General features: G+C 68.2%; 19 protein-coding genes. 8 read left to right on the top strand and 11 right to left on the bottom strand.

Going from position 1 to position 19,564, the window contains the following annotated elements:
• Positions 1-16: 16 nt before the first annotated feature.
• Positions 17-1,723 (top strand): helicase HerA-like domain-containing protein, encoded by a 1,707-nt coding sequence (locus tag ABZ420_RS27295; protein ID WP_357128310.1) that lies wholly within the window; start codon positions 17-19, stop codon positions 1,721-1,723.
• Positions 1,724-1,729: 6 nt separating this feature from the next.
• Here the strand turns inward: ABZ420_RS27295 and cmrA are convergent, their stop codons facing one another.
• The 3 genes from cmrA to ABZ420_RS27280 all read right to left on the bottom strand — a co-directional run bounded on the left by cmrA (position 1,730) and on the right by ABZ420_RS27280 (position 5,268).
• Positions 1,730-2,533 (bottom strand): mycolate reductase, encoded by an 804-nt coding sequence (cmrA, locus tag ABZ420_RS27290; RefSeq protein WP_357128307.1) that lies wholly within the window; start codon positions 2,531-2,533, stop codon positions 1,730-1,732.
• 125 nt (positions 2,534-2,658) lie between these two features.
• The gene (locus ABZ420_RS27285) at positions 2,659-4,689 is read right to left on the bottom strand and encodes an NADPH-dependent 2,4-dienoyl-CoA reductase (RefSeq protein ID WP_357128304.1); all 2,031 of its coding nucleotides are present in this window, start codon (positions 4,687-4,689) and stop codon (positions 2,659-2,661) included.
• 21 nt (positions 4,690-4,710) lie between these two features.
• On the bottom strand, positions 4,711-5,268 hold the full coding sequence (locus tag ABZ420_RS27280; RefSeq protein WP_357128301.1) for a PadR family transcriptional regulator: 558 nt from the start codon (positions 5,266-5,268) through the stop codon (positions 4,711-4,713).
• A 119-nt stretch (positions 5,269-5,387) separates the two neighbouring features.
• Between ABZ420_RS27280 and ABZ420_RS27275 the strand changes: the two genes are divergently transcribed.
• The gene (locus tag ABZ420_RS27275; RefSeq protein ID WP_357128298.1) at positions 5,388-6,752 is read left to right on the top strand and encodes an MFS transporter; all 1,365 of its coding nucleotides are present in this window, start codon (positions 5,388-5,390) and stop codon (positions 6,750-6,752) included.
• Positions 6,753-6,796: 44 nt separating this feature from the next.
• Here the strand turns inward: ABZ420_RS27275 and ABZ420_RS27270 are convergent, their stop codons facing one another.
• The gene (locus ABZ420_RS27270; protein WP_357128295.1) at positions 6,797-7,417 is read right to left on the bottom strand and encodes a TetR family transcriptional regulator; all 621 of its coding nucleotides are present in this window, start codon (positions 7,415-7,417) and stop codon (positions 6,797-6,799) included.
• 170 nt (positions 7,418-7,587) lie between these two features.
• Between ABZ420_RS27270 and ABZ420_RS27265 the strand changes: the two genes are divergently transcribed.
• The 3 genes from ABZ420_RS27265 to ABZ420_RS27255 are packed head-to-tail and all read left to right on the top strand — an operon-like array spanning position 7,588 to position 10,193.
• The gene (locus ABZ420_RS27265) at positions 7,588-8,706 is read left to right on the top strand and encodes an FAD-binding oxidoreductase (protein WP_357128292.1); all 1,119 of its coding nucleotides are present in this window, start codon (positions 7,588-7,590) and stop codon (positions 8,704-8,706) included.
• 20 nt (positions 8,707-8,726) lie between these two features.
• Entirely contained in the window at positions 8,727-9,875 is a 1,149-nt protein-coding gene (locus tag ABZ420_RS27260; RefSeq protein WP_357128289.1) for an acyl-CoA desaturase, read from the top strand.
• A gap of 42 nt (positions 9,876-9,917) precedes the next feature.
• Complete coding sequence (locus tag ABZ420_RS27255; RefSeq protein ID WP_357128286.1) at positions 9,918-10,193, top strand: hypothetical protein; 276 nt, start codon at positions 9,918-9,920, stop codon at positions 10,191-10,193.
• Here ABZ420_RS27255 and ABZ420_RS27250 read toward each other — a convergent pair whose 3' ends face one another.
• Positions 10,194-10,724 carry a DUF4254 domain-containing protein gene (locus ABZ420_RS27250; protein ID WP_357128283.1) on the bottom strand — a complete coding sequence of 177 codons (531 nt, stop codon included), beginning with the start codon at positions 10,722-10,724 and terminating at the stop codon, positions 10,194-10,196.
• A gap of 431 nt (positions 10,725-11,155) precedes the next feature.
• Here ABZ420_RS27250 and ABZ420_RS27245 point away from each other — a divergent pair, with 431 nt between their 5' ends.
• A complete protein-coding gene (locus ABZ420_RS27245; RefSeq protein WP_210750904.1) occupies positions 11,156-11,434 on the top strand; it encodes a hypothetical protein in 279 nt (92 codons plus the stop codon).
• A gap of 43 nt (positions 11,435-11,477) precedes the next feature.
• Here ABZ420_RS27245 and ABZ420_RS27240 read toward each other — a convergent pair whose 3' ends face one another.
• The 3 genes from ABZ420_RS27240 to ABZ420_RS27230 all read right to left on the bottom strand — a co-directional run bounded on the left by ABZ420_RS27240 (position 11,478) and on the right by ABZ420_RS27230 (position 14,412).
• Complete coding sequence (locus ABZ420_RS27240; protein ID WP_357128280.1) at positions 11,478-12,716, bottom strand: MFS transporter; 1,239 nt, start codon at positions 12,714-12,716, stop codon at positions 11,478-11,480.
• Positions 12,713-13,897, bottom strand: coding sequence for a PLP-dependent cysteine synthase family protein (locus ABZ420_RS27235; RefSeq protein ID WP_357128277.1), 1,185 nt, complete (start codon positions 13,895-13,897; stop codon positions 12,713-12,715). Before ABZ420_RS27235 ends, ABZ420_RS27240 begins: the two co-directional genes overlap by 4 nt.
• Positions 13,898-14,004: 107 nt before the next feature.
• On the bottom strand, positions 14,005-14,412 hold the full coding sequence (locus ABZ420_RS27230) for a hypothetical protein (RefSeq protein WP_357128274.1): 408 nt from the start codon (positions 14,410-14,412) through the stop codon (positions 14,005-14,007).
• Between the two features lie 247 nt (positions 14,413-14,659).
• Between ABZ420_RS27230 and ABZ420_RS27225 the strand changes: the two genes are divergently transcribed.
• Positions 14,660-15,331, top strand: coding sequence for a DUF4389 domain-containing protein (locus tag ABZ420_RS27225; protein ID WP_357128271.1), 672 nt, complete (start codon positions 14,660-14,662; stop codon positions 15,329-15,331).
• A gap of 37 nt (positions 15,332-15,368) precedes the next feature.
• On the opposite strand, the gene ABZ420_RS27220 is transcribed toward ABZ420_RS27225, so the two are convergent.
• From ABZ420_RS27220 to ABZ420_RS27210, 3 genes are read right to left on the bottom strand one after another with little or no spacing between them, the layout of a single operon-like run.
• Complete coding sequence (locus ABZ420_RS27220) at positions 15,369-16,364, bottom strand: ATP-binding cassette domain-containing protein (RefSeq protein ID WP_357128268.1); 996 nt, start codon at positions 16,362-16,364, stop codon at positions 15,369-15,371.
• Positions 16,361-17,188, bottom strand: coding sequence for an ABC-2 family transporter protein (locus ABZ420_RS27215; RefSeq protein WP_062975709.1), 828 nt, complete (start codon positions 17,186-17,188; stop codon positions 16,361-16,363). The genes ABZ420_RS27220 and ABZ420_RS27215 overlap by 4 nt, the downstream gene beginning before the upstream one ends.
• Complete coding sequence (locus tag ABZ420_RS27210; protein WP_357128265.1) at positions 17,181-17,954, bottom strand: ABC-2 family transporter protein; 774 nt, start codon at positions 17,952-17,954, stop codon at positions 17,181-17,183. Before ABZ420_RS27210 ends, ABZ420_RS27215 begins: the two co-directional genes overlap by 8 nt.
• 228 nt (positions 17,955-18,182) lie before the next feature.
• Between ABZ420_RS27210 and ectB the strand changes: the two genes are divergently transcribed.
• On the top strand, positions 18,183-19,439 hold the full coding sequence (gene ectB, locus ABZ420_RS27205) for a diaminobutyrate--2-oxoglutarate transaminase (protein ID WP_357128262.1): 1,257 nt from the start codon (positions 18,183-18,185) through the stop codon (positions 19,437-19,439).
• Positions 19,440-19,564: the final 125 nt, after the last annotated feature.

Genomic DNA, 19,564 nt, shown 5'->3' with positions numbered 1-19,564 from the left:
GGACGGAGGACGTGCGATGACCACCCCTCAGGAGAAGGCGGCCGCGGCGCGCAAGGCGGCCGACGAGGCGGCGCGGGTCGCGGCCGAGGCGGCCGCTGCCGCGGAGGCCGCTGAACGCGAGCTGGCCGAACAAACGGTCGCCGCCGAGGCGGGAGCGGGTTCGCCCGTGGCGCGAGACGAGCCGTCCGGCGAGCGGAGAGACGGCTCCGCCGCGCAAGAGATCGCCGCGGGTTACGCGTTCGAAGGCCTCGCGCTGGAACTGGGCACCGTCGTGGTCGACGGAACGGTGGATCCCGCCGCCCGCATCCGTATTCCGATGCCGATGTTGAACCGGCACGGGTTGGTCGCCGGGGCCACCGGTACGGGGAAGACGAAAACCTTGCAGGGCATCGCGGAGCAGCTGTCGAGCGCCGGTGTTCCGGTGGTGCTGGCCGACATCAAAGGCGACTTGTCTGGTCTGGCCGAGCCGGGGCGATCGAGCGACAGGCTCGCCACACGCGTCGCGGAGACCGCCGCCGCGGACTGGGCGCCGACCGGCTTCCCGACCGAGTTCGTCTCACTGGGCACCACCGGAGCCGGTCTGCCGATCCGCGCCACGATCAGCTCCTTCGGCCCGGTGCTGCTGAGCAAGGTGCTCGAGCTGAACGATACGCAGGAGTCCACCCTCGGCTTGATCTTCCACTGGGCGGACCGCAACGGCCTCGCACTGCTGGATCTGAAGGACCTGCGCGCCGTGATCACGCATCTGACCAGCCCCGAGGGCAAGGAGGATCTGAAGGGGATCGGCGGCGTCTCCGCGGCCACAGCGGGGGTGATCCTGCGTGCCCTGGTGAATCTGGAGGCCGACGGCGGCGATACGTTCTTCGGCGAACCCGAACTCGACCCGGCCGACCTGGTGCGGGTCGTGGACGGAAAAGGGGTGATCACGCTCTTCGAGTTCGGCGCACAGGCGGCGCGGCCGGTGATGTTCTCCACCTTCCTGATGTGGGTGCTCGCCGACCTGTTCCAGACGCTGCCCGAGGTCGGCGACGTCGACAAGCCCGCACTGGTCTTCATCTTCGACGAGGCGCATCTGCTGTTCTCCGACGCCTCGAAGGCGTTCCTGGAGCAGGTGGAGCAGACCGTCAAGCTGATCCGCTCCAAGGGGGTTGGCGTGTTCTTCTGCACCCAGCTGCCCACCGACATCCCGAACCAGGTGCTCTCCCAGCTCGGCGCGCGCATCCAGCACGCCCTGCGCGCATTCACCCCGGACGACCAGAAGGCGTTGGCAAAGACCGTCCGCACCTACCCCAGAACCGGCGTCTACGACTTGGAGCAGGCGCTGACCTCCCTCGGCACCGGCGAGGCGATCGTGACCGTGCTCTCCGAGCAGGGCGCGCCGACGCCGGTGGCCTGGACCAGGCTGCGGCCGCCCCGGTCGCTGATGGACACCATCGGTGCGGACGCGATCAAATCGCGGGCGCTGTCCAGCCCGCTGGCCTCGAAGTACGCCAAGACCATCGACCGGGAGTCGGCCTACGAACTGCTCGCCGCGAAGATGGCCGCGGCGGCGCCGGAGGCGGAACCCGCTCCCGTGCCCGGCCGTGCCGCGACCCGCGAGGAAGAGGAGTCCGCCGCCGAGCGGATCATGAAAAACCCCGCGGTGCGCAGCTTCCTGCGTTCGGCCGCGAGCGCGGCAGGCCGCCAGATCACCCGCAGCCTGTTCGGCACCAGGCGCCGCTGAGCGAGGTCAGCCGCCGAGCTTCTTGTAGAACGCGCCCGCGATGGGAGCGGTGACCGCGCGCGGGCCGTACTGGCCCGCCACGCTCATGCCCTTGCTGATCAGGCCGGGGACCACGCGCATCTTGTTGCGGGCGAGCGCGTCGACCGACACCTTCGCGGTGTATTCCGAGGAGACCCACATGAAGTCGGGCACCATCCGGTCGACGATGGAGGCGTCGGCGGGGTCCGGGAGTTCGGTGCGCACCGGGCCGGGCGCCAGCAGCGTGACGTGCACGCCGGAGCCCTTCAGCTCACCGCGCAGCGATTCGGAGAAGGTGTTGGCGAACGCCTTGCTCGCGGCATAGGTGGTGTTGTTCGGGATCGGCATGTTGCCCGCTGCCGAGCCGCTGATCAGGATGCCGCCACCGCCCCGGGCCAGCATGCCGGGCAGCACGGCCAGGGTGAGATCGTGCACGGCGACGGCGTTGAGTTCCATTTGCGCGCGCTCGTAGGCCGGGTCGAGTTCGGCGACCGCGCCGAAGGTCGCGATACCCGCGTTGTTGCACAGGATGGCGATGTCGCGGGCGGCCAGTTCCTCCACCAGCACGCCGCGCTGGTCGCGGTCGGCCAGGTCGACGGCGCGCACCTCGGCGGTGATGCCGTGGGCCAGGGTCAGCCGCTGCGCGAGCTCGGTGAGCAGCTCCTCGCGGCGAGCGACCAGGATCAGCGAGTAGCCGCGAGCGGCGAGGTCGGCGGCGAGCGCGGTGCCGATGCCGGAGGAGGCGCCGGTGACGACCGCGCGGTTCTCGGAGGTGGGGGAGGGCAGGCTCACCCCGTGCAGCCTAGGCGATGCCGCGCGAGGGGACGCCGACGGAGGCTGCCGCGCGATCCCGGGCGAGGCGGTATTCCACGCCGCGGCAACGGCGACCGGGCATCCGGCCCGGCCGCCGTGCCCGGTCAGAGCCGTGCGGCCAGCCGGGTGCCCTGGTCGATGGCTCGTTTGGCGTCCAGTTCGGCGGCGAGCTCCGCGCCGCCGATGAGATGCAGGCTGACGCCGGCGGCGCGCAGCGGGGCCTCCAGTTCACGCACGGACTCCTGGCCCGCGCAGACGACGACGTTGTCGACCGGGATCAGTTGCGGCCGTTGCCGTTTCTCCCCGAAGCTGATGAGCAGGCCGTTGTCGTCGATGCGTTCGTAGTTGACGCCGCCGATCTGTTCGACGCCCTTGGCCTTCAGCGCGGCGCGGTGCACCCATCCGGTGGTCTTGCCGAGGTCTTTGCCGAACGCGGACGTCTTCCGTTGCAGCAGAACGACTTCGCGTGCCGCGGGAGCCGGCCTCGGCGCGGTGAGCTGTCCGCGGACCTGCTCGTCGTCGGAGGTGACGCCCCACTCTTCCTTCCACTCGTCCAGCTTGAGCGTGGGATGACCCTCGACGGTGAGGAATTCGCTGACGTCGTAGCCGATGCCGCCCGCGCCGATCACGGCGACGCGCTTGCCGACCGGCTTCTCCTCTCGGACCAGTTCGGCGTAGGACAGCACCATGGGGTGGTCGATTCCGGGGATGTCGGGGATCCGCGGCCGCACACCGGTGGCGAGTACCACCTCGTCGTAGCCTCCGGCGATGAGTTCGTCGGCGCCGACCCGCTTGTTGAGGTGCACGGTGACGCCGGTGAGTTCGAGCATCCGGTGGTAGTAGCGGATCGACTCGCTGAATTCCTCTTTGCCGGGGATGCGGCGAGCGATGTCGAACTGGCCGCCGATCTTGTCGTCGGCTTCGAACAGCTCGACGTGATGGCCGCGTTCGGCGAGGTTCACCGCCGCCGAAAGCCCGGCCGGGCCCGCGCCGACCACGGCGACGCGCTTGCCGCGACGGGTCGGCAGCAGCTTCAGTTCGGTCTCGTGGCCCGCGCGCGGGTTGAGCAGACACGACACGGTCTTGCGCTGGAAGGCGTGATCCAGGCAGGCCTGGTTACACGCGATGCAGGTGTTGATCTCGTCGACGCGATCCTGCGCGGCCTTGTTCGCCCACTCCGGATCGGTGAGGAACGGGCGGGCCAGCGAAACGAGCTGCGCGTCACCCCGGGTCAGGATCTCCTCGGCCACTTCGGGCATGTTGATCCGGTTGGACGCGCACACCGGGATGCCCACCCGCGCGGTGATCTTCGCGGTGAACTCCACGAAGGCGGCGCGCGGCACCGAGGTCACGATGGTGGGTACCCGCGCCTCGTGCCAGCCGATGTCGGTGTTGAGGATGTTCACCCCGGCGGCTTCGAGTTCCTGGGCCAGCGCGACGATCTCGTCGAAGGTCTGCCCCTTCTCCACCAGCTCGGCCATGGACAACCGGAACACGATGATGAAGTCCGGGCCGACCGCGGCGCGGGTGCGGCGCACGATCTCCACCGCGATCCGCCGCCGGTTCTCCGGTGAGCCGCCCCACGCGTCGGTGCGCTTGTTGGTGCGCGGTGCGAGGAACTGGTTGATGAAATAGCCTTCACCACCCATGATCTCGCAGCCGTCGTAGCCGGCGAACTGGGCCAGCTTCGCGCAGCGGGCGTAGTCGTCGATGGTCCGCTCGATGCCTTTGGCCGAGAGCGCGCGCGGGCGGAACGGATTGATCGGCGCCTTGATCGACGATGCCGACACACTGCCCGGCATGTAGGAGTAGCGACCCGCGTGCAGGATCTGGATGGCGATCTTGCCACCTTCGGCGTGCACCGCTTTTGTGATCGCCCGATGCCGGTATGCCTCGGTCTTGTTGGTCAGCTTGGCGCCGAAGGGCAGCAGCCAGCCCGCGCGGTTGGGCGCGTAGCCGCCGGTGATGATCAGGCCCGCGCCGCCGCGTGCGCGCTCGGCGAAGTAGGCGGCCAGCCTGTGGGTGTCCCAGGCGCGATCCTCCAGGCCGGTGTGCATCGACCCCATCACCACTCGGTTGCGCAAGGTGGTGAAGCCGAGATCGAGCGGCTCGAACAAATGGGGGAAGGAACTCATCGGTGCGGTCGCCTTTCTCCGTCAATCCGCGTGCGGGGCTGTCGCGCGCGGGTGCAGTGCGTGCAGTACTTCGTCGCACCATTCGACGAACCCCGACTCCACGCGGATACCCGCGCGCAGGACGAGGTACTGGTGCAGGGCCGTCCCGGCGAGCCGGTCGGGGGCGGGGAAGTCACGTTTCTCGATCTGCCGGTACAGCTCGAGTCGCTGGGCGTGCTGGTCGCGATGGCGGGCCACTTCGGCCCGCAACGCGGTGATGTCACCGTGTTCGGCGGCGCGGATCTTCACCGCGAGTTCGTTGCGCGGGGTACCGGAGTCGCTCGGTTCGGCGATCCAGCGCGCGAGTTCGGCGCGGCCCGCCTCGCTCACCGAGTACACCTTCTTGTCCGGCCTGCCCTCCTGGACCACCGACTCGCCGTCGATCCAGCCGGACTCCTCCATGCGTTTGAGCACGCGATAGATCTGCTGGTGAGTCGCGCTCCAGAAGTATCCGATGGACTTGTCGAAGCGCCGCGCCAACTCGTATCCCGAGCCGGCGCGCTCGGTCAGCGATACCAGCAACGCATGCTCCAGTGCCATGCGGTGAGAATAGCCGTGACATTCGGTACTATGCAACTAAGTGCATAGCGGACTTCGGGTTCGCGGGCCGGAACTTCCATCCCCCGGCCTCGAAGGGCCGCGCGCATTAAGCTGCGCGCATGACCGAGGTGAACGCCCGGGCGACAGTCGGGCAGGCCGCCGGGCGCGGGCAGGTGGTGGCGTGGGGGCTGTGGGACTGGGGGTCCTCGGCATTCAACGCCGTGATCCTCACCTTCGTGTTCTCCGTATATCTCACCGACAAGGTCGGCGACGACCTACCCGGCGGTGTCTCCGCCAGCGCGTGGCTGGGGTGGGCGCTGGGCATCGCGGGCCTGGTGGTGGCGTTGACCGCGCCGGTCAGCGGGCAGCGCTTCGACGCGTCCGCGAAACGCAAACGCTCCCTCGGTGCGCTGACCGCGCTGACTATCGCGGCGATGACGCTGATGTTCTTCGTGCACGACGACTACCGCGACTTGTGGCTCGGTCTGGCCTTACTGGCATTCGCGTCGGCCTGTTTCGAATTGGCGAACGTGCCGTACAACGCGATGCTGCGACAGGTGTCCACGCCCGCGACGGTCGGCCGGGTCTCCGGATTCGGCTGGGCGATGGGCTATTTCGGCGGCATCTTCCTGCTGCTCATCTGCTACTTCGGCTTCATCTCCGGCGAGGGCGACAACCGCGGGCTGCTCGGCATGCCCACCGACGACGGACTCAACATCCGCCTGGTCGCCGTGCTGGCCGCCGTCTGGTACGCCGCCTTCGCGCTGCCGGTCCTGTTCGCGGTCCCCGAACTGCCGCGCACCGACGCCGATCCCGGTGCGGCGAGCGCCGGATTCCTCGGCTCGTACCGGGTGCTGTGGCGCGACCTGCGCGAGCTGTGGCGCACCGACCGGCGCACGGTCGGCTTCCTGGTGGCCAGCGCCGTGTTCCGGGACGGTCTCGCCGGAGTGTTCACCTTCGGGGCGGTGCTCGCCGTGCGGGTCTACGGCATCGCCGACTCGGATGTGCTGCTGTTCGGCATAGCCGCCAATGTCGTTGCCGCGCTGGGCGCGATCGTCGCGGGGCGGTTCGACGACCGGGTCGGGCCGAAGATCGTCATCGTGGTGTCCCTGGCCGCCATGCTGGTGTGCGGGCTGGCCCTGGCCGTGGTGTCCGGGCCGCTGATGTTCTGGATCTTCGGCTTGCTGCTGACCGTTTTCGTCGGACCGGCGCAGGCTGCGGCGCGCTCGTTCCTGACCCGCCTCGCACCGCCCGGCCGCGAAGGTCAGCTCTTCGGCTTGTACACGACCACCGGGCGCGCGGTGTCCTTCCTCGCGCCGAGCCTGTTCGGCTTGTTCGTCTGGCTGTTCGACGCCGACCGCGCGGGCATCGCGGGCCTGCTGGTCGTGCTGGCGGCAGGGCTCGCGGTGCTGCTGCCGGTGCGGCCGCCGGATCCGGTCGTAGCGGAGCGCGACGACGCCGAGGAGTCGCGGCTCGCCGAGTGAGCGTGGCGGGCGAGTGAGAAGCGCTTCGGCTGTCCGTCGCCGGATCAGCGCCGCTTCGGAGGATGCCAACTCCCCATGCCGAGCGCGATCAACCGCATCTGCTGGACGGTGCGGTCGATGATGGTCTGCTCGTCGCGCGGTGCGGCCGACACGTAGGCGGCGATCCCGTCGGTCACCGTGGTGACCATGAGGTCGGCGGCGATTTCCAGATCGCGTGGCGTCCAGGAGTCGAGGGCGCGGATCCGGGAGAGGTCGGCGACCAGTTCGCGCACGATCAGCTGGATCTCCCGGGCGATGGCCGTGCGCAGCGCCGCGGACCCGCCGTGGCGCTCCCTGGTGAGGAAGCCGAACAGCTCACGTTTGGGCCCCACCTGCGTGAATACGAAACGCACCGTGTCCGACAGGCTCGCGTCCGCGTTGCGGCGGACTTCACGCAGCGCCAGTCGCAGCGCGGTGACACCGTCGTCGACCAGGGTGGCGCCGAGGTCCTCCAGCGACGCGAAGTGCCGGTAGAACGCGGTGGGCACGATGCCCGCCGAGCGGGCGATCTCCCGCAGGCTGAGCGCGGCGAATCCGCGCTCGGCAGCCAGCGCGAGGGTGCCTTCCAGGAGTGCCTGCCTGGTCCGCTCCTTGCGTTCGCCTCGGGTAGCTGCCTGCTCATTCATCCCGGTGAGCATACATCCGTTCACCATTCGACCTATCCCTAAATGTAGTTCGAGTCACACGTTTCGCCGGTTGACACCTAACCCCGGTCATCCGTCACACTAGTTGAGTGTACAGACGTGCACTGAAAGCCGGTCGCACGTCGTCAGCCCGACAAGGCACGGAGTAACTAATGGTGGATCTCATCAACCTGGTGCAGACCCTGACCTCGCCACACCCGCTGGATCGGTACCTTGAACTGGTCCGCCCCACCCTCACGGTGCGGGACATGCGGGCCGAAATCACTCACGTGCGCCGCTCGGCGCCGGGTTCGGTCACGCTCACGCTGCGCCCGACCCGGCAGTGGAAGGGCCATGTCGCCGGACAGTACGTCCAGATCGGCGTGGTCATCGACGGTGTGCGGCACACGCGGTGCTATTCGCCGGTGAACCCGGAAGGCGGTCGGGATCGCACCATCCAGCTGACCGTCAAGGCGCATCCGGACGGCTTGGTGTCGCAGTACCTCTATCGCCACGCCGCCCCCGGCATGGTGGTGGACCTGACCCCCGCCGACGGCGTGTTCCGGCTGCCCGAACCGCGGCCGCAGCGCATATTGCTGATCAGCGGCGGCAGCGGCATCACGCCGGTGCTGTCCATGTTGCGCACGCTCGCCGCGGAGGACCACCCGGGCGAGGTGGTGTTCCTGCACTACGCGAAGTCACCCGCGGTGCTGCCGCACCGAGCCGAACTGGACGCGATCGCGCAGCGGCACCCGAACTTCCGCATCGAGCTGCGGTATCCGCATCGCGCACCGGACCTGGCGCGGGTCGACCCCGCCGCACCGTGGGTGGACCTGAACCAACCGAAGAACAGCGGATACTTCGACTACGACGAACTGGAGCGCGTGGCGCCGTGGTTCGCCGACGCGCAGACCTATGTCTGCGGCCCGAAGTCGCTGATGGACGCGGTGCGCACGATCTATCAGGCCGAGCAGTTGGAAGACCGGCTGCACACCGAGGAGTTCACCCTCTCGTTCGCCCCGGCCGACGCCGCGGACGCGCAGGGCACCGTGAGCTTCTCGGCCAGCGGCGTGACCGCGCAGAACAACGGCGCCCCGCTGCTCGAACAGGCCGAATCGGCCGGGCTCAGCCCCGAGTACGGCTGCCGCATGGGGATCTGTTTCTCCTGTACGGCGGTGCGCCGCTCCGGCTGCACGCGCAATCTGCGCACCGGCGAGACCGACAGCGACCCCGACCAGCCGATCCAGCTGTGCATCAGCGCGCCGGTCGGCGACGTCGAGGTCGACATCTAATCGAAGAAGGGGAACCGATCATGACCATCCTGACCGAAACCGACAACGGACCGTTGGTCCTGAGCCCGGACCAGATCGAGGAACTCGGCCGCGAACTCGACGAGTTGCGCGCCGCGATCGTCGCCGACCTCGGCGAGCGCGACCGGGAATACCTGTACTCGATCATCAAGGCGCAGCGCGGCTTCGAGATCGCCGGGCGCGGCCTGATGTATCTCGGCTTCCTTCCGCCGGTCTGGCTCGCCGCCGTGGCCGCGCTGAGTGTGTCGAAGATCCTGGACAACATGGAGATCGGCCACAACGTGATGCACGGCCAGTACGACTGGATGCGCGAGCCCGGCCTGAATTCCCGTGTGTTCGAGTGGGACACGGTCTGCCCGGCCGACCAGTGGAAGCACTCGCACAACTACCTGCACCACACCTACACCAACATCCACAACAAGGACCGCGACATCGGTTACTCCATCCTGCGCATGGACGAGGCCCAGGAGTGGAACGTGCTGCGGCTCGGGCAGCCGCTGTACGCCTTCGTGCTCATGATGCTGTTCGAGTGGGGTGTGATGGGCCACGACCTCGAGGTCGAGAACATCCTGGCGGGCAAGAAGAAGTGGCCGGAGGTCAAGAAGCTGCTCCTCGGCCAGTGGCGCAAGGCGGGCAAGCAGGTGCTCAAGGACTACCTGGTGTTCCCCGCCCTGACCGGGCCGCTGTTCTTCCACACCCTGGCCGGTAACGTCACCGCCAACCTGGTGCGCAACGTGTGGGCCTTCGCCATCATCTTCTGCGGTCACTTCCCGACCGGCGTACAGACGTTCACCGAGGAGGAGACCGCGGACGAGACCCGCGGCGAGTGGTACATCCGGCAGATGCTCGGCTCGGCCAACATCAGCGGCAGCAAACTGTTCCACCTCATGTCCGGCAATTTGTCGCACCAGATCGAACACCACCTGTTCCCGGACCTGCCCGCGAGCCGTTATCCGGAGATGGCGCCGATCGTGCGCGCATTGTGTGAGAAGTACGGTTTGCCGTACAACACCGGCCCGCTCGGTAAGCAGATCGGCTCGGTGTGGAAGAAGATTTTCAAGCTCGCACTGCCGCCGCGCTGGGTCGAGAGCGAGCCGTCTCCCGGTGTTATCGTGATGCGACAGCGGCAGGCGAGCGAAGCGGGCGTGTGAATGATCGGGAAATTCGAAAGCAACAAAGATCTCATTCAGGAAATGACCTCCTCCGGCGCCAAGCATGTCGGCAATATCGCGGGCATCATCACGGGCACCGTCGCCGAGGTCACCCGGGAGATCGGTGAGTGGATCACCGACACGATCGAGATGCGGGAGGCGGCGGCCGCGGCTCGCCGGGACGCCGTGGCGCAGCGGGACCTCGATACCGATCTCGGCGACGAGGCCGAGGTCCCGGTCGAGAAGCCGCCGGTCAGCCGGACGGAAGAGTTCCTCGACGCCGAAGTGGTCGAACCAGGAGTCGACGAGCCGCGCTGATCACCACACCGGCAGCCGTCGCCGGTGCTCGGTGACGTCGGTGATCAGATCCTGGTAGCCGTCGATCAGTTCGGCCAGCCTCGTCCACCGCAGGTGGGCTTCCCCGTCCACCTGCGCCGGATGCGGCCCACCTGTGATCTCGTCGCCCAAAGTGTGACGAACCGCAACCCATTTCGCCGCGATTCGATCGATCACCGCCCCGAGTGTCTCGGTATGCAGCGAGGCGCCCTCCCGGTGCTGCACGTTGGCGGCGACCCAGGCGTCGATTCGTCCGATCCATTCGGCGCGGCAGCCGTCGATGTCCTCCAGCTGCCGGCTGCATGCCGCGACGTGCGCGCTGGACGCCGCCGGCGCGTGTGCTCGCTCGAGCGCCAGCTGCCGTCGCTCGTGGCAGTCGACGAGCATGCGCGCGGCGCGCAGCACGCTGTGCCGGTGCTGGTTCTCGCCGGCTTCGCGGAGCGCGCGAAGCAGTGCGGCGGGCGGTGGCAGCTCCTCGGCTCCGAGGCCGCGCTGAGCGTATTCGGTGGGCATGGCATACCTCCGGCGACGCGGCGAATCCTGGATACGCCAGGGCCGAGGGGGATTTCGGGGAGGGGCGCCCCTCGGCTCCGGCGCAGTCCCGCATCCGGATGTCGTCCCACGGTCCACCAGCACGGCAGAGAAACCGGGAAATCCGCGACGATGCGAGAGAAGACGTCCGAGCAATCGGGACACTTTCAGGAAAGCGCGATAGCCGAATCCACGCAATACTCTGGTGTACGAATCCGAGAGCTGCCGGGAAATCGTTATGTTCCGTTACGGATCGGTCAACCGGCTCTGCACAGGGGTTGCGCGCTCTCGAATTGTTCGAGCGCATGCGCGGCAACCCGATTCGACCCGAGCGCTGCGCATCCGCGTCCGATCGGCTAACCTCGGTCTTCGTGCCCGCCTACGTGTCATCGCCCGAGTTGACATTCGGCTTCATGTTCGCACTGGAAGACCCTGAGCGAATCGCCGAGGTCGTGCGCAATCTGATCGTCCGCAAGACCGTCTCGGTCTTCCGTCTGGCCCGGCTGTCCGATGACGACGGCCCGCCGGAGCGCTACGTGGTCAACTGGGCGGTCATCCCGCAGATCTCGATCACCACCAGCGCGCCGGATCACGAGGAACTGCGCGCCAACCGCACCATGCTGGTCAACGCCTTTCTCAGTGAGGACGGCGAGGTCAGCCTGTATTCGGCGCAGTCGAACGGACCTGCCTGACCAGGCCGTCCCGGCCCGCACGCACCCGGGACGGCCCGCTCGATCAGCCGACCGGGACCGGTGCGTCGAGCCGTCCGGAACGGGCGAGCGCGAACAATGCCGCCGCCGCGACCGTGCCGACGGCGACCAGCGCCGCCCACGCCAGTGCGCTCAGACCGGCCTCGCGCGTGGTATCCAGCAGCGTTCCGATGCCCAGATTCCCGAGCAAGATGCCGACGCCGACGATCGTGTTGTAGAGGCCGTAATGCGTCGCCACCAGGTGGTTGCCCGACAGTGCGACCACGGTGTCCATCTCGAACGGAAAGACCGCTGCCGCACCGATTCCCAGTACGACGGCCGTCAGCAGCAGCGCGCCGATCGCAGGCCACACGCCCGAGCCGGTGCCCGGGATCACCACCAGTGGTATGAACGCGGACGCGAGAATCACCATACCCAGCGCCAGGCTGTGCGCGCGGCCCCAGCGCTGCCCGAACCAGCGGGTGATGCGCAGCTGCCCGGCGATGGCGATCAACCCGGACAGCACGAACACCGCGGTCATCAGCGCGGTCGCCGAGTCGCCCGCGATCCGTGCCGCGTGCACGGGCAGCGCCAGGTAGACCTGGAAGGCCAGCACCGAGGAACTGATCATCGCCGAGGCGAACAGCAGGAACGGGCGGTTGGCCAGTACGACGCGCCAATCGTCCAGCACGGACGTGGTTTTCGGCGCCGCCGTGTGCTGCGGGAGCGCGCGTAACTGGGCCAGCGTCAGCGCGCCGAACACCACCGCGGCGCCCGTGGCGGTCGCGCGGAAGTCGACGGCCATCAGCGCGAGTCCGACGATCGGGCCGAGCAATATGCCCGCCTGATAGAAGACGTTGAACACGGCGAACGCCTCCACCCTGCGGGACCCCGAGTCCACCGCCAGATACGCGCGGACCGCCGGATTGAACAGCGCGCCCGCGAAACCGGTCGCGGCCGACGCGACCAGCAGCGCCGGGAGCGTATCCGCGACCGCCAGCAGCGCGAAACCACCTGTGCGCAGCAGGCATCCGGTCACGATCAGCGGTTTGTAGCCGAGTCGATCGGCCAGCGTGCCGCCGAGCAGGAACATGCCCTGCTGGGCGAAGTTCCGGATGCCGAGGACCAGCCCGACCGCCCACGCGGCCAGCCCGAGCGGGCCTGCCAGGTAACCGGCCAGGTAGGGCATCAGCATGTAGAACCCGGTGTTGATGGCGAACTGATTGACCATCAGCATGCGGCTGGGGCGGTTGAAGCCGCGGAAGGTGGCGATCAGCTCGATCATCGCGTCCGCTCCGCAGCGGCGCCACCGCGTGGATCGACGACCGTCGTGCAGCGGGTCCACGAGTCGGCGACGGCGTCGGCCGGATGCGCGATGCGCAGGGGTGCGGCGGGCGGCGTGACGCCGAGCAAGCCGTGCGCACGGCAGTACTCGTCGTTGTAGACGGTGTCGAAGTAGCGCAGCGGGCCGTCGGGGAAGATCGCGGCGATCCGTGTGGCCGGATCGCTGGTGCGGGCCAGCCAACCGGCGACCAAGGTAACGGCGCCGACGCTCCAGCCGCCGCTGGCATGGTGTGTCGCGGCGAGCCTGCGGCAGGCCCACACCGCTTCCGCGGGCGCGACCCAGTGAACCTCGTCGAACGCCGGATAGTCGACGTTGTCCGGATGAATACTCGACCCGAGCCCGCGCATCAGCCGCCGTCCCGCGGGCTGCCCGAAGATCGTGGACGCCACGGCGTCGACGCCGACCAGACGCAGGTGCGGGAAGTATCGGCGCAGCGTGCGCGCGATTCCGGCGGAATGGCCGCCCGTGCCGACCGAGCAGACCAGGACATCGATCCGGCCCAGCTGGGCCACCAGCTCGAGCGCCAGGGTTTCGTAGGCGTCGCGGTTGTCGGGGTTGCGGTACTGGTCGGGGCACCACGCCCCGGGATCTCGGGCCAGCAGTTCGGCGACGCGGTCGCGGCGCGCCTGTTGCCAGCCGCCGGTCGGGTGCGGCTCGGCGACCAGTTCTATCCGCGCACCGTAGGCCGCGAGCATGCGGTGCATGAGTGGTTCCAGGCCGGGGTCGGTGACCAGTGTGACGGGGTGGTGATACACCATGCCCGCCAGCGCGAGGCCCAGACCGAGCGTGCCGCTGGTCGATTCGATGATCGGCGCGCCCGGTGCGAGGTCGCCGCGCGCGATGGCGCGCTCCACCATGTGTAGCGCGGGCCGGTCCTTCATCCCGCCGGGATTGGCGCCTTCGAGCTTGGCCCAGAAGCCGTGGCCCTCCGGTGGCGTGGTGTCGCCCAGCGGTTCGGTGATCCAGAGGACCGGCGTGTTGCCCACCATGGTGTCCGGACGCGGACAGCGCTGGGCGGTGGTCAGGAGACTCGCCGGGCTCGCGAGTGGTGTCGAGGGACGCGTCCGCGGCTCGCGCGGAGCGGGATCGGGCACAGCCGGGTTCTGCAGCGCAGAAGTCATGGGGAATCGTCGATTCTGTGCGGTCGCTACTGGTAGCGAAGGTGTGAGTGCGGACTTCGCACGAACACCGGCCGGGCCCCGGCAGGCTGCGGCCTGACGCTGACCGATCAGTTCCGATCGATGCCGAATCGAGTGAGTTTGTCTCTGCCCGGCCACACCGGGATGGCCGCGATCGGGGGCGCGCGCACGCCGCCACCGAACACGGACGCGGGCGCCGCAACCAACACCGACACGCAGGCGACCAGCAACAACAGCAGCAGCGAGACAGCGCGCGGCAGGGCGACGAGCACCCCGTCGGCGGGCATGTGCCGGTCCGGCCCCGCGGCGTGCTGGTGCAGGTCGGCCAGAATCGCGGGCGAGGCCACCAGCGGGCCGGATGCTTCGATGTGGGCGTGTGGCGCGACCGCGTGGGTGAAGACGTGGCACTGCGGCACCGCCATGGCAACCACCCAGACGGTGTACGCGAGAGCCACGATCATCCGGGTCACCGGTAGTCGCAGCGCGCCGAACGTCACGATTTCCGATGGTACAAGTCGCGGCCCGCGAGGATCAGTAGTGGGAAACGGTGATGCCGTACCGCGCGTGGTTGGAGTCGATTTCGACTGCGGCGCAGCCTCACCGCTCGCCGCGGGCCGTCGTGCACCCCTATTCGTTGGCGTGTCGGTATCGGATGGTGCCGTTCGCGGACAGCTGGATACGCGACAATCAGTACATCTGTACTGGTTGTGGCTTGGATCACAGCTACCGTGAGGAGTGTCGATCATGGACCTCGAGAAGGCCGTCGTGCCGCCCGATCCGATTCGTGTGCGCGGCGACTTGGACCCCGCGCTGTCGCGGTGGCTGTGGCTGGTCAAGTGGCTATTGGCGATACCGCACTACGTCGTGCTGTTCTTCCTGCATATCGCGTACGCGGTGCTCACGGTCGTCGCCTTCTTCGCGATCCTGATCACCGGCCGGTATCCACGGGGGCTGTTCGACTTCAACGTCGGCGTGATGCGCTGGGGGTGGCGGGTGATGTTCTACGCGCTTTCGGTACTCGGCACGGACAAGTACCCGCCGTTCGGCCTGAAGCCGGACGACAATTATCCGGCCGATCTGGAGATCGACTATCCGGACACATTGCACCGCGGCCTGGTGCTGGTGAAGTGGTGGCTGCTGGCCATTCCGCACTACCTGATCGTCGGCGCGATGGTGAGCGGCGGCGTCCTGATCGGGGGCGGTGACGACTGGGGCGGCGCTTCGATCTCGTTGCTGAGCATCCTGCTGATCGTCGCGTTGGTCGCGTTGCTGTTCACGGCGCGTTACCCGCAGGGTGTCTACGACTTCGTGATGGGTCTCAATCGCTGGATCATCCGCGTGCAGGCCTACGCCGGTTTGATGCGCGACGAGTACCCGCCGTTCCGGCTCGACCAGGGCGCCCGCGAGACCGACTGACGTCATACCGACGCCCCCGCCGGATCCGCCCGCGAAGTCAGCGGGCGGATTCGTACAGCCGCCGGACCACGTCCTCGATCTCGGGCTCCTCGATCGAGAGGTCCCGCACTTCGGCACGGTCCGATACCGCGGCCAGCAGCTGCGCGGCCGTGATCCGTTCCGGATCGAAGGCCAGCCGCTGCCGCATGCCGTCACCTTCGGTGCCCAGCAGCTGGGCCGAGGGAAGATCGTCGAGGTCGGGCGCCGGTCCGGCCAAGTCGACCACCAGGACCCGGCGCGCCCCGACGGTGACCGCCAAGCCGGTGAGCGACCCGTCGTAGACCAGGCGGCCATGGTCGGCGACGAGCACACGCTCGCAGAGCCTTTCGATGTCGCCCATGTCGTGGGTGGTGAGCAGCAGGGTGGTGCCGCGCTCGGCGCGCTCGGCCCTGAGGAACTCGCGCAGCCGTTGTTTCGACAGCACGTCGAGACCGATCGTGGGCTCGTCGAGGATCACCAGCTCGGGCGAATGCAATAAGGCCGCGGCGACTTCCGCGCGCATGCGCTGGCCGAGCGAGAGCTGGCGCACCGGTGTGTCGAGGGTGTCGGCCATTTCCAGTTGCTCGATCAGTTCGTCTGCGCGCTCGCGTGCGGCATCCGGCGCCAATCGGTGGATCGCGGCGAGGATCGAGAACGATTCGCGCAGCGGCAGATCCCACCACAGCTGGGATCGCTGGCCGAACACCACCCCGATACGGCCGGCCAGTTCGCGTCGCTGCCGCACCGGGTCCAGCCCGCAGGTACGCACGGTGCCGGAGGTGGGCACCAGGATGCCGGTGAGCATCTTGATCGTGGTGGACTTGCCCGCACCGTTGGCGCCGATGTAGCCGACGGCGGCGCCCCGCTCGATCCGGGCGGTCATCCCGTCGACCGCGGTGAGCGTTTCACGGCGCCTGCGCCAGCGGCGGCCGTTCTTGCGATACAGGGTGAACTGCCTGGTGAGGTCCTCCATATCGATGATCGCCTCCGGGCCGGGGCGCCGGCTCGTTCTCATCCTCCGCCTCCCTGATAGTGCCGAGTGCCCGAGCGCCACAGACCGAGCGCAAGCAGCCAGACCCACAGCGCCGCCACCGGAGTCAGCCAGGCCAGCCAGGCGGGCAGCAGCGGCGGGCCGGGCAGGCGCAGCAGCGCGAGGGTGGGCAGGTAGGCCGTGAACGCGACCGGAATCGCGAACCCGAACAGCAATCGCATGGGTGTGGGGAACACCGACGCGGGTTGTGTCGCCGCGAACGAGCCGCCATAGGTGAAGCTGTTGGTGAGCTCGGAGCCGTCGATCAGATAGAACTGCAACCCCGCGGCGCAGACGAACACGCCGCCGAACAGCGCGATGCCGCCGACGAGGGTGAGGGCGAGCAGCGCGGCCGTGGTCGCGTCGCAGGCGATGTCGTTGCGCACCAAGCCCGCCGCCAGCGCGACGATCGAGACGGACGCGCGCGCGAACCTGCGCAGCGAGACATCGCTGGTGATCAGTTGCAGCAGCAGCGGTTGCGGTCGTAGATGATAGGCGTCGAGCTGGCCCATCCTGATCAGGACCGGCAGCGTGTCGAGGTGGCCGAACAGCACTTGGGACAGTGCGAAACTCGTGTTGCTCAATCCGAACAGCAACAGTGCGCCGTCCAGATCCAGTCCGCCGAGGACGCGCGCGGCGCGGAAGATCAGCCAGACTTCGGCCAACTCGACCAGGCCGACCAGGAGGGCGCTCAACAGCTCACTGACGAAGGACAATCGGTAACTGCGCTGTGCGCGGATCCTGGAGCGCAACACCGCGACGTAGGGTGTCGACCACGAGCCGGCGCGCGCGGCAGCGACCTCAACCACCTTGCACCTCCAGCCTGCGCCGGCCGGTGATCAGCAGCACGCGCCCGGCGATCCCGGCCACCAGCACCCAGAACACTTGAACGCCGACGACGGAAAGGGCTTCCGCACCGGTGATCCGGCCGGAGAGCACGTCGATCGGAGACTGCAGGATCGAGGGGAAAGGTGTGGCGGCCGCGAGCGCGCCCAGCCACGCGGGGAACATGTGCACCGGGACGAAGAGCCCGGCCAGGAAGGTCCCGCCGGTGTAGTACAGCACCCGGAGGCCGCGGGTCTCCACGACCCAGAAGCCGATCAGCACCACGATGAACCGGCACAGGAACGAAATCACCACGGCCAATAGGACACTCACCGCACCGAGCAGGTAGGGGCCGGCCGAGACCGGCATCACCAGCCCGAAGGTGAGCGTGCCCACCAGCACGCTCGGTATGCCGCGCGGCAGGAAGGTGCACGCCGCTCGCCCGAGATCGTCCGCGAGATAACCGCATTGGATATCGACCGGACGCAGGAAATCGATGGCGATGTCACCGTTCTTCACCCGATCATCCAGTGGTCCGAGGGATCCCATGAATTGCAACGCACCGAGCAGCCCCTGTGACAGCCAAACGTAGGCGCCGATGCTGCCCCGGTCGTACCCGCCGAATTCACCACCGGCGTCTACTGCCGCGGCGAGGACGGCCGCGCGGACGAACCCGAATACACAGTTGGTGAACAGTCCCGCGAACATCGCCGCTTTGTATTGCCACTGTCTGCGGAATCCGGCGCCCATGAGCGATGTGTAGAGGGCGACGGCGCTGCGAAATCGTTCCCCCGACGGCACGCTGTCCGCCCCCCTCCGGTCTCCCGCGCACAAGGAGTCAACCCTACCGGCCCAGGTGGGCACGGGAAAGGCCTCTGCGCTGTTTGGGGGAAAAGGCCACATCCAGGCGTCGCGGATGTTAGAAACACTGTCACTTCAGATTGTGGAGCGCTCGCGCACGACGAGTAAGGATCGCCGATGACCGTCACCGAGATGACTGTTTTCGAGGCACTCGAATCCAACGTGCGCGGGTACTGTCGCTGCTGGCCCGCGGTCTTCGACACCGCCAGCGGAGCGTGGCTGCGCGATGAGACCGGCAAGGAATACCTGGATTTCTTCGCCGGGGCCGGATCGCTCAATTACGGCCACAACAACCCCGTGCTCAAGCGGGCGCTGCTGGACTACATCGCGGGCGACGGCATCACCCACGGCCTGGACATGTCAACCGTCGCCAAGCGGCGGCTGCTGGAAGCGCTGCGCGACAACGTCTTCGGCCCCCGCGGCCTGGACTGGAAAGTCCAGTTCCCCGGGCCGACCGGAGCGAACGCGGTCGAGGCCGCGTTGAAGCTCGCCCGCAAGGTCACCGGGCGGCAGACCGTGCTGAGCTTCACCAACGCCTTCCATGGCATGTCGCTCGGCGCGCTCGCGGTCACCGGAAACGCCGCCAAGCGGTCCGGCGCGGGTGTGCCGCTCGCGCATGCCATGCCCATGCCCTACGACGGATACCTCGGCATCGCCGACGACCTGCTCTGGATGCGCAGGGCGCTGGACGATCCGTCCTCCGGTCTGGACAAACCGGCCGCGGTGATCGTGGAGACGGTGCAGGGCGAAGGGGGCATCAATGTGGCCCGCGTGGAATGGCTGCGCGGGCTGGCCGAGTTGTGTTCGGCCCGCGGCATCCTGCTGATCGTCGACGACGTCCAGATGGGCTGCGGCCGTACCGGGCCGTTCTTCTCCTTCGAGGTCGCCGGGATCACGCCCGACATCGTGACGTTGTCGAAGTCGATCGGCGGCTACGGCCTGCCGATGGCGTTGGTGCTGTTCAAACCGGAACTCGACCAGTGGGCGCCCGGCGAGCACAACGGCACCTTCCGTGGCAACAACGCGGCATTCGTCACCGGTCGTGTGGCGCTCGAGCACTATTGGTCGGACTCGGCGCTGGAACTCGCGACCCTCGCCAAGGGGGAGCGGATCGCGCGGGCGCTCGATGGGCTGGCCGAGGCGTTCGAGGGGGTCTCGGCGCGCGGACGCGGCCTGGTGCACGGCGTCGTCTTCGGGGACGCGTCGCTGGCGGAGAAGGTCGGCCAGGCCGCGTTCGACCGCGGACTGCTCGTGGAGACCTCCGGCTCGGCGGACGAGGTGATCAAGCTCATGCCGCCCCTGACGGTCACCGACGACGAGATCGATCACGGCATTCGCCTGTTGACCGCAGCGATGGAGGCGGTCTGCGGTTGACGTGTTGCGGAGGTCTCACAGCGTTGCCGATGGGGCGGTGAGGGGCGAGTAATCGCGCTGCGATGAAGGCAAACGAGCCGCGACGTCGCACTAATCCGGACGCAACAGTCCGGTGGTGTCCTGGT

The organism is Nocardia sp. NPDC005745, assembly GCF_040630775.1.
Classification (GTDB): domain Bacteria; phylum Actinomycetota; class Actinomycetes; order Mycobacteriales; family Mycobacteriaceae; genus Nocardia.
The sequence above is the reverse complement of the archived record's forward strand: the minus strand, read 5'-3'. Positions and strand labels throughout refer to the sequence as shown.

Excerpts from the sequence above, each read along its gene's own strand:
- ABZ420_RS27295 (WP_357128310.1), top strand. The coding sequence starts at position 17 with ATGACCACCCCTCAGGAGAAGGCGGCCGCGGCGCGCAAGGCGGCCGAC.
- ABZ420_RS27285 (WP_357128304.1), bottom strand. The coding sequence starts at position 4,689 with ATGAGTTCCTTCCCCCATTTGTTCGAGCCGCTCGATCTCGGCTTCACC.
- ABZ420_RS27280 (WP_357128301.1), bottom strand. The coding sequence starts at position 5,268 with ATGGCACTGGAGCATGCGTTGCTGGTATCGCTGACCGAGCGCGCCGGC.
- ABZ420_RS27275 (WP_357128298.1), top strand. The coding sequence starts at position 5,388 with ATGACCGAGGTGAACGCCCGGGCGACAGTCGGGCAGGCCGCCGGGCGC.
- ABZ420_RS27270 (WP_357128295.1), bottom strand. The coding sequence starts at position 7,417 with ATGAATGAGCAGGCAGCTACCCGAGGCGAACGCAAGGAGCGGACCAGG.
- ABZ420_RS27265 (WP_357128292.1), top strand. The coding sequence starts at position 7,588 with ATGGTGGATCTCATCAACCTGGTGCAGACCCTGACCTCGCCACACCCG.
- ABZ420_RS27260 (WP_357128289.1), top strand. The coding sequence starts at position 8,727 with ATGACCATCCTGACCGAAACCGACAACGGACCGTTGGTCCTGAGCCCG.
- ABZ420_RS27255 (WP_357128286.1), top strand. The coding sequence starts at position 9,918 with ATGACCTCCTCCGGCGCCAAGCATGTCGGCAATATCGCGGGCATCATC.
- ABZ420_RS27250 (WP_357128283.1), bottom strand. The coding sequence starts at position 10,724 with ATGCCCACCGAATACGCTCAGCGCGGCCTCGGAGCCGAGGAGCTGCCA.
- ABZ420_RS27245 (WP_210750904.1), top strand. The coding sequence starts at position 11,156 with ATGTTCGCACTGGAAGACCCTGAGCGAATCGCCGAGGTCGTGCGCAAT.
- ABZ420_RS27240 (WP_357128280.1), bottom strand. The coding sequence starts at position 12,716 with ATGATCGAGCTGATCGCCACCTTCCGCGGCTTCAACCGCCCCAGCCGC.
- ABZ420_RS27235 (WP_357128277.1), bottom strand. The coding sequence starts at position 13,897 with ATGACTTCTGCGCTGCAGAACCCGGCTGTGCCCGATCCCGCTCCGCGC.
- ABZ420_RS27225 (WP_357128271.1), top strand. The coding sequence starts at position 14,660 with ATGGACCTCGAGAAGGCCGTCGTGCCGCCCGATCCGATTCGTGTGCGC.
- ABZ420_RS27220 (WP_357128268.1), bottom strand. The coding sequence starts at position 16,364 with ATGAGAACGAGCCGGCGCCCCGGCCCGGAGGCGATCATCGATATGGAG.
- ABZ420_RS27210 (WP_357128265.1), bottom strand. The coding sequence starts at position 17,954 with ATGGGCGCCGGATTCCGCAGACAGTGGCAATACAAAGCGGCGATGTTC.
- ectB (WP_357128262.1), top strand. The coding sequence starts at position 18,183 with ATGACCGTCACCGAGATGACTGTTTTCGAGGCACTCGAATCCAACGTG.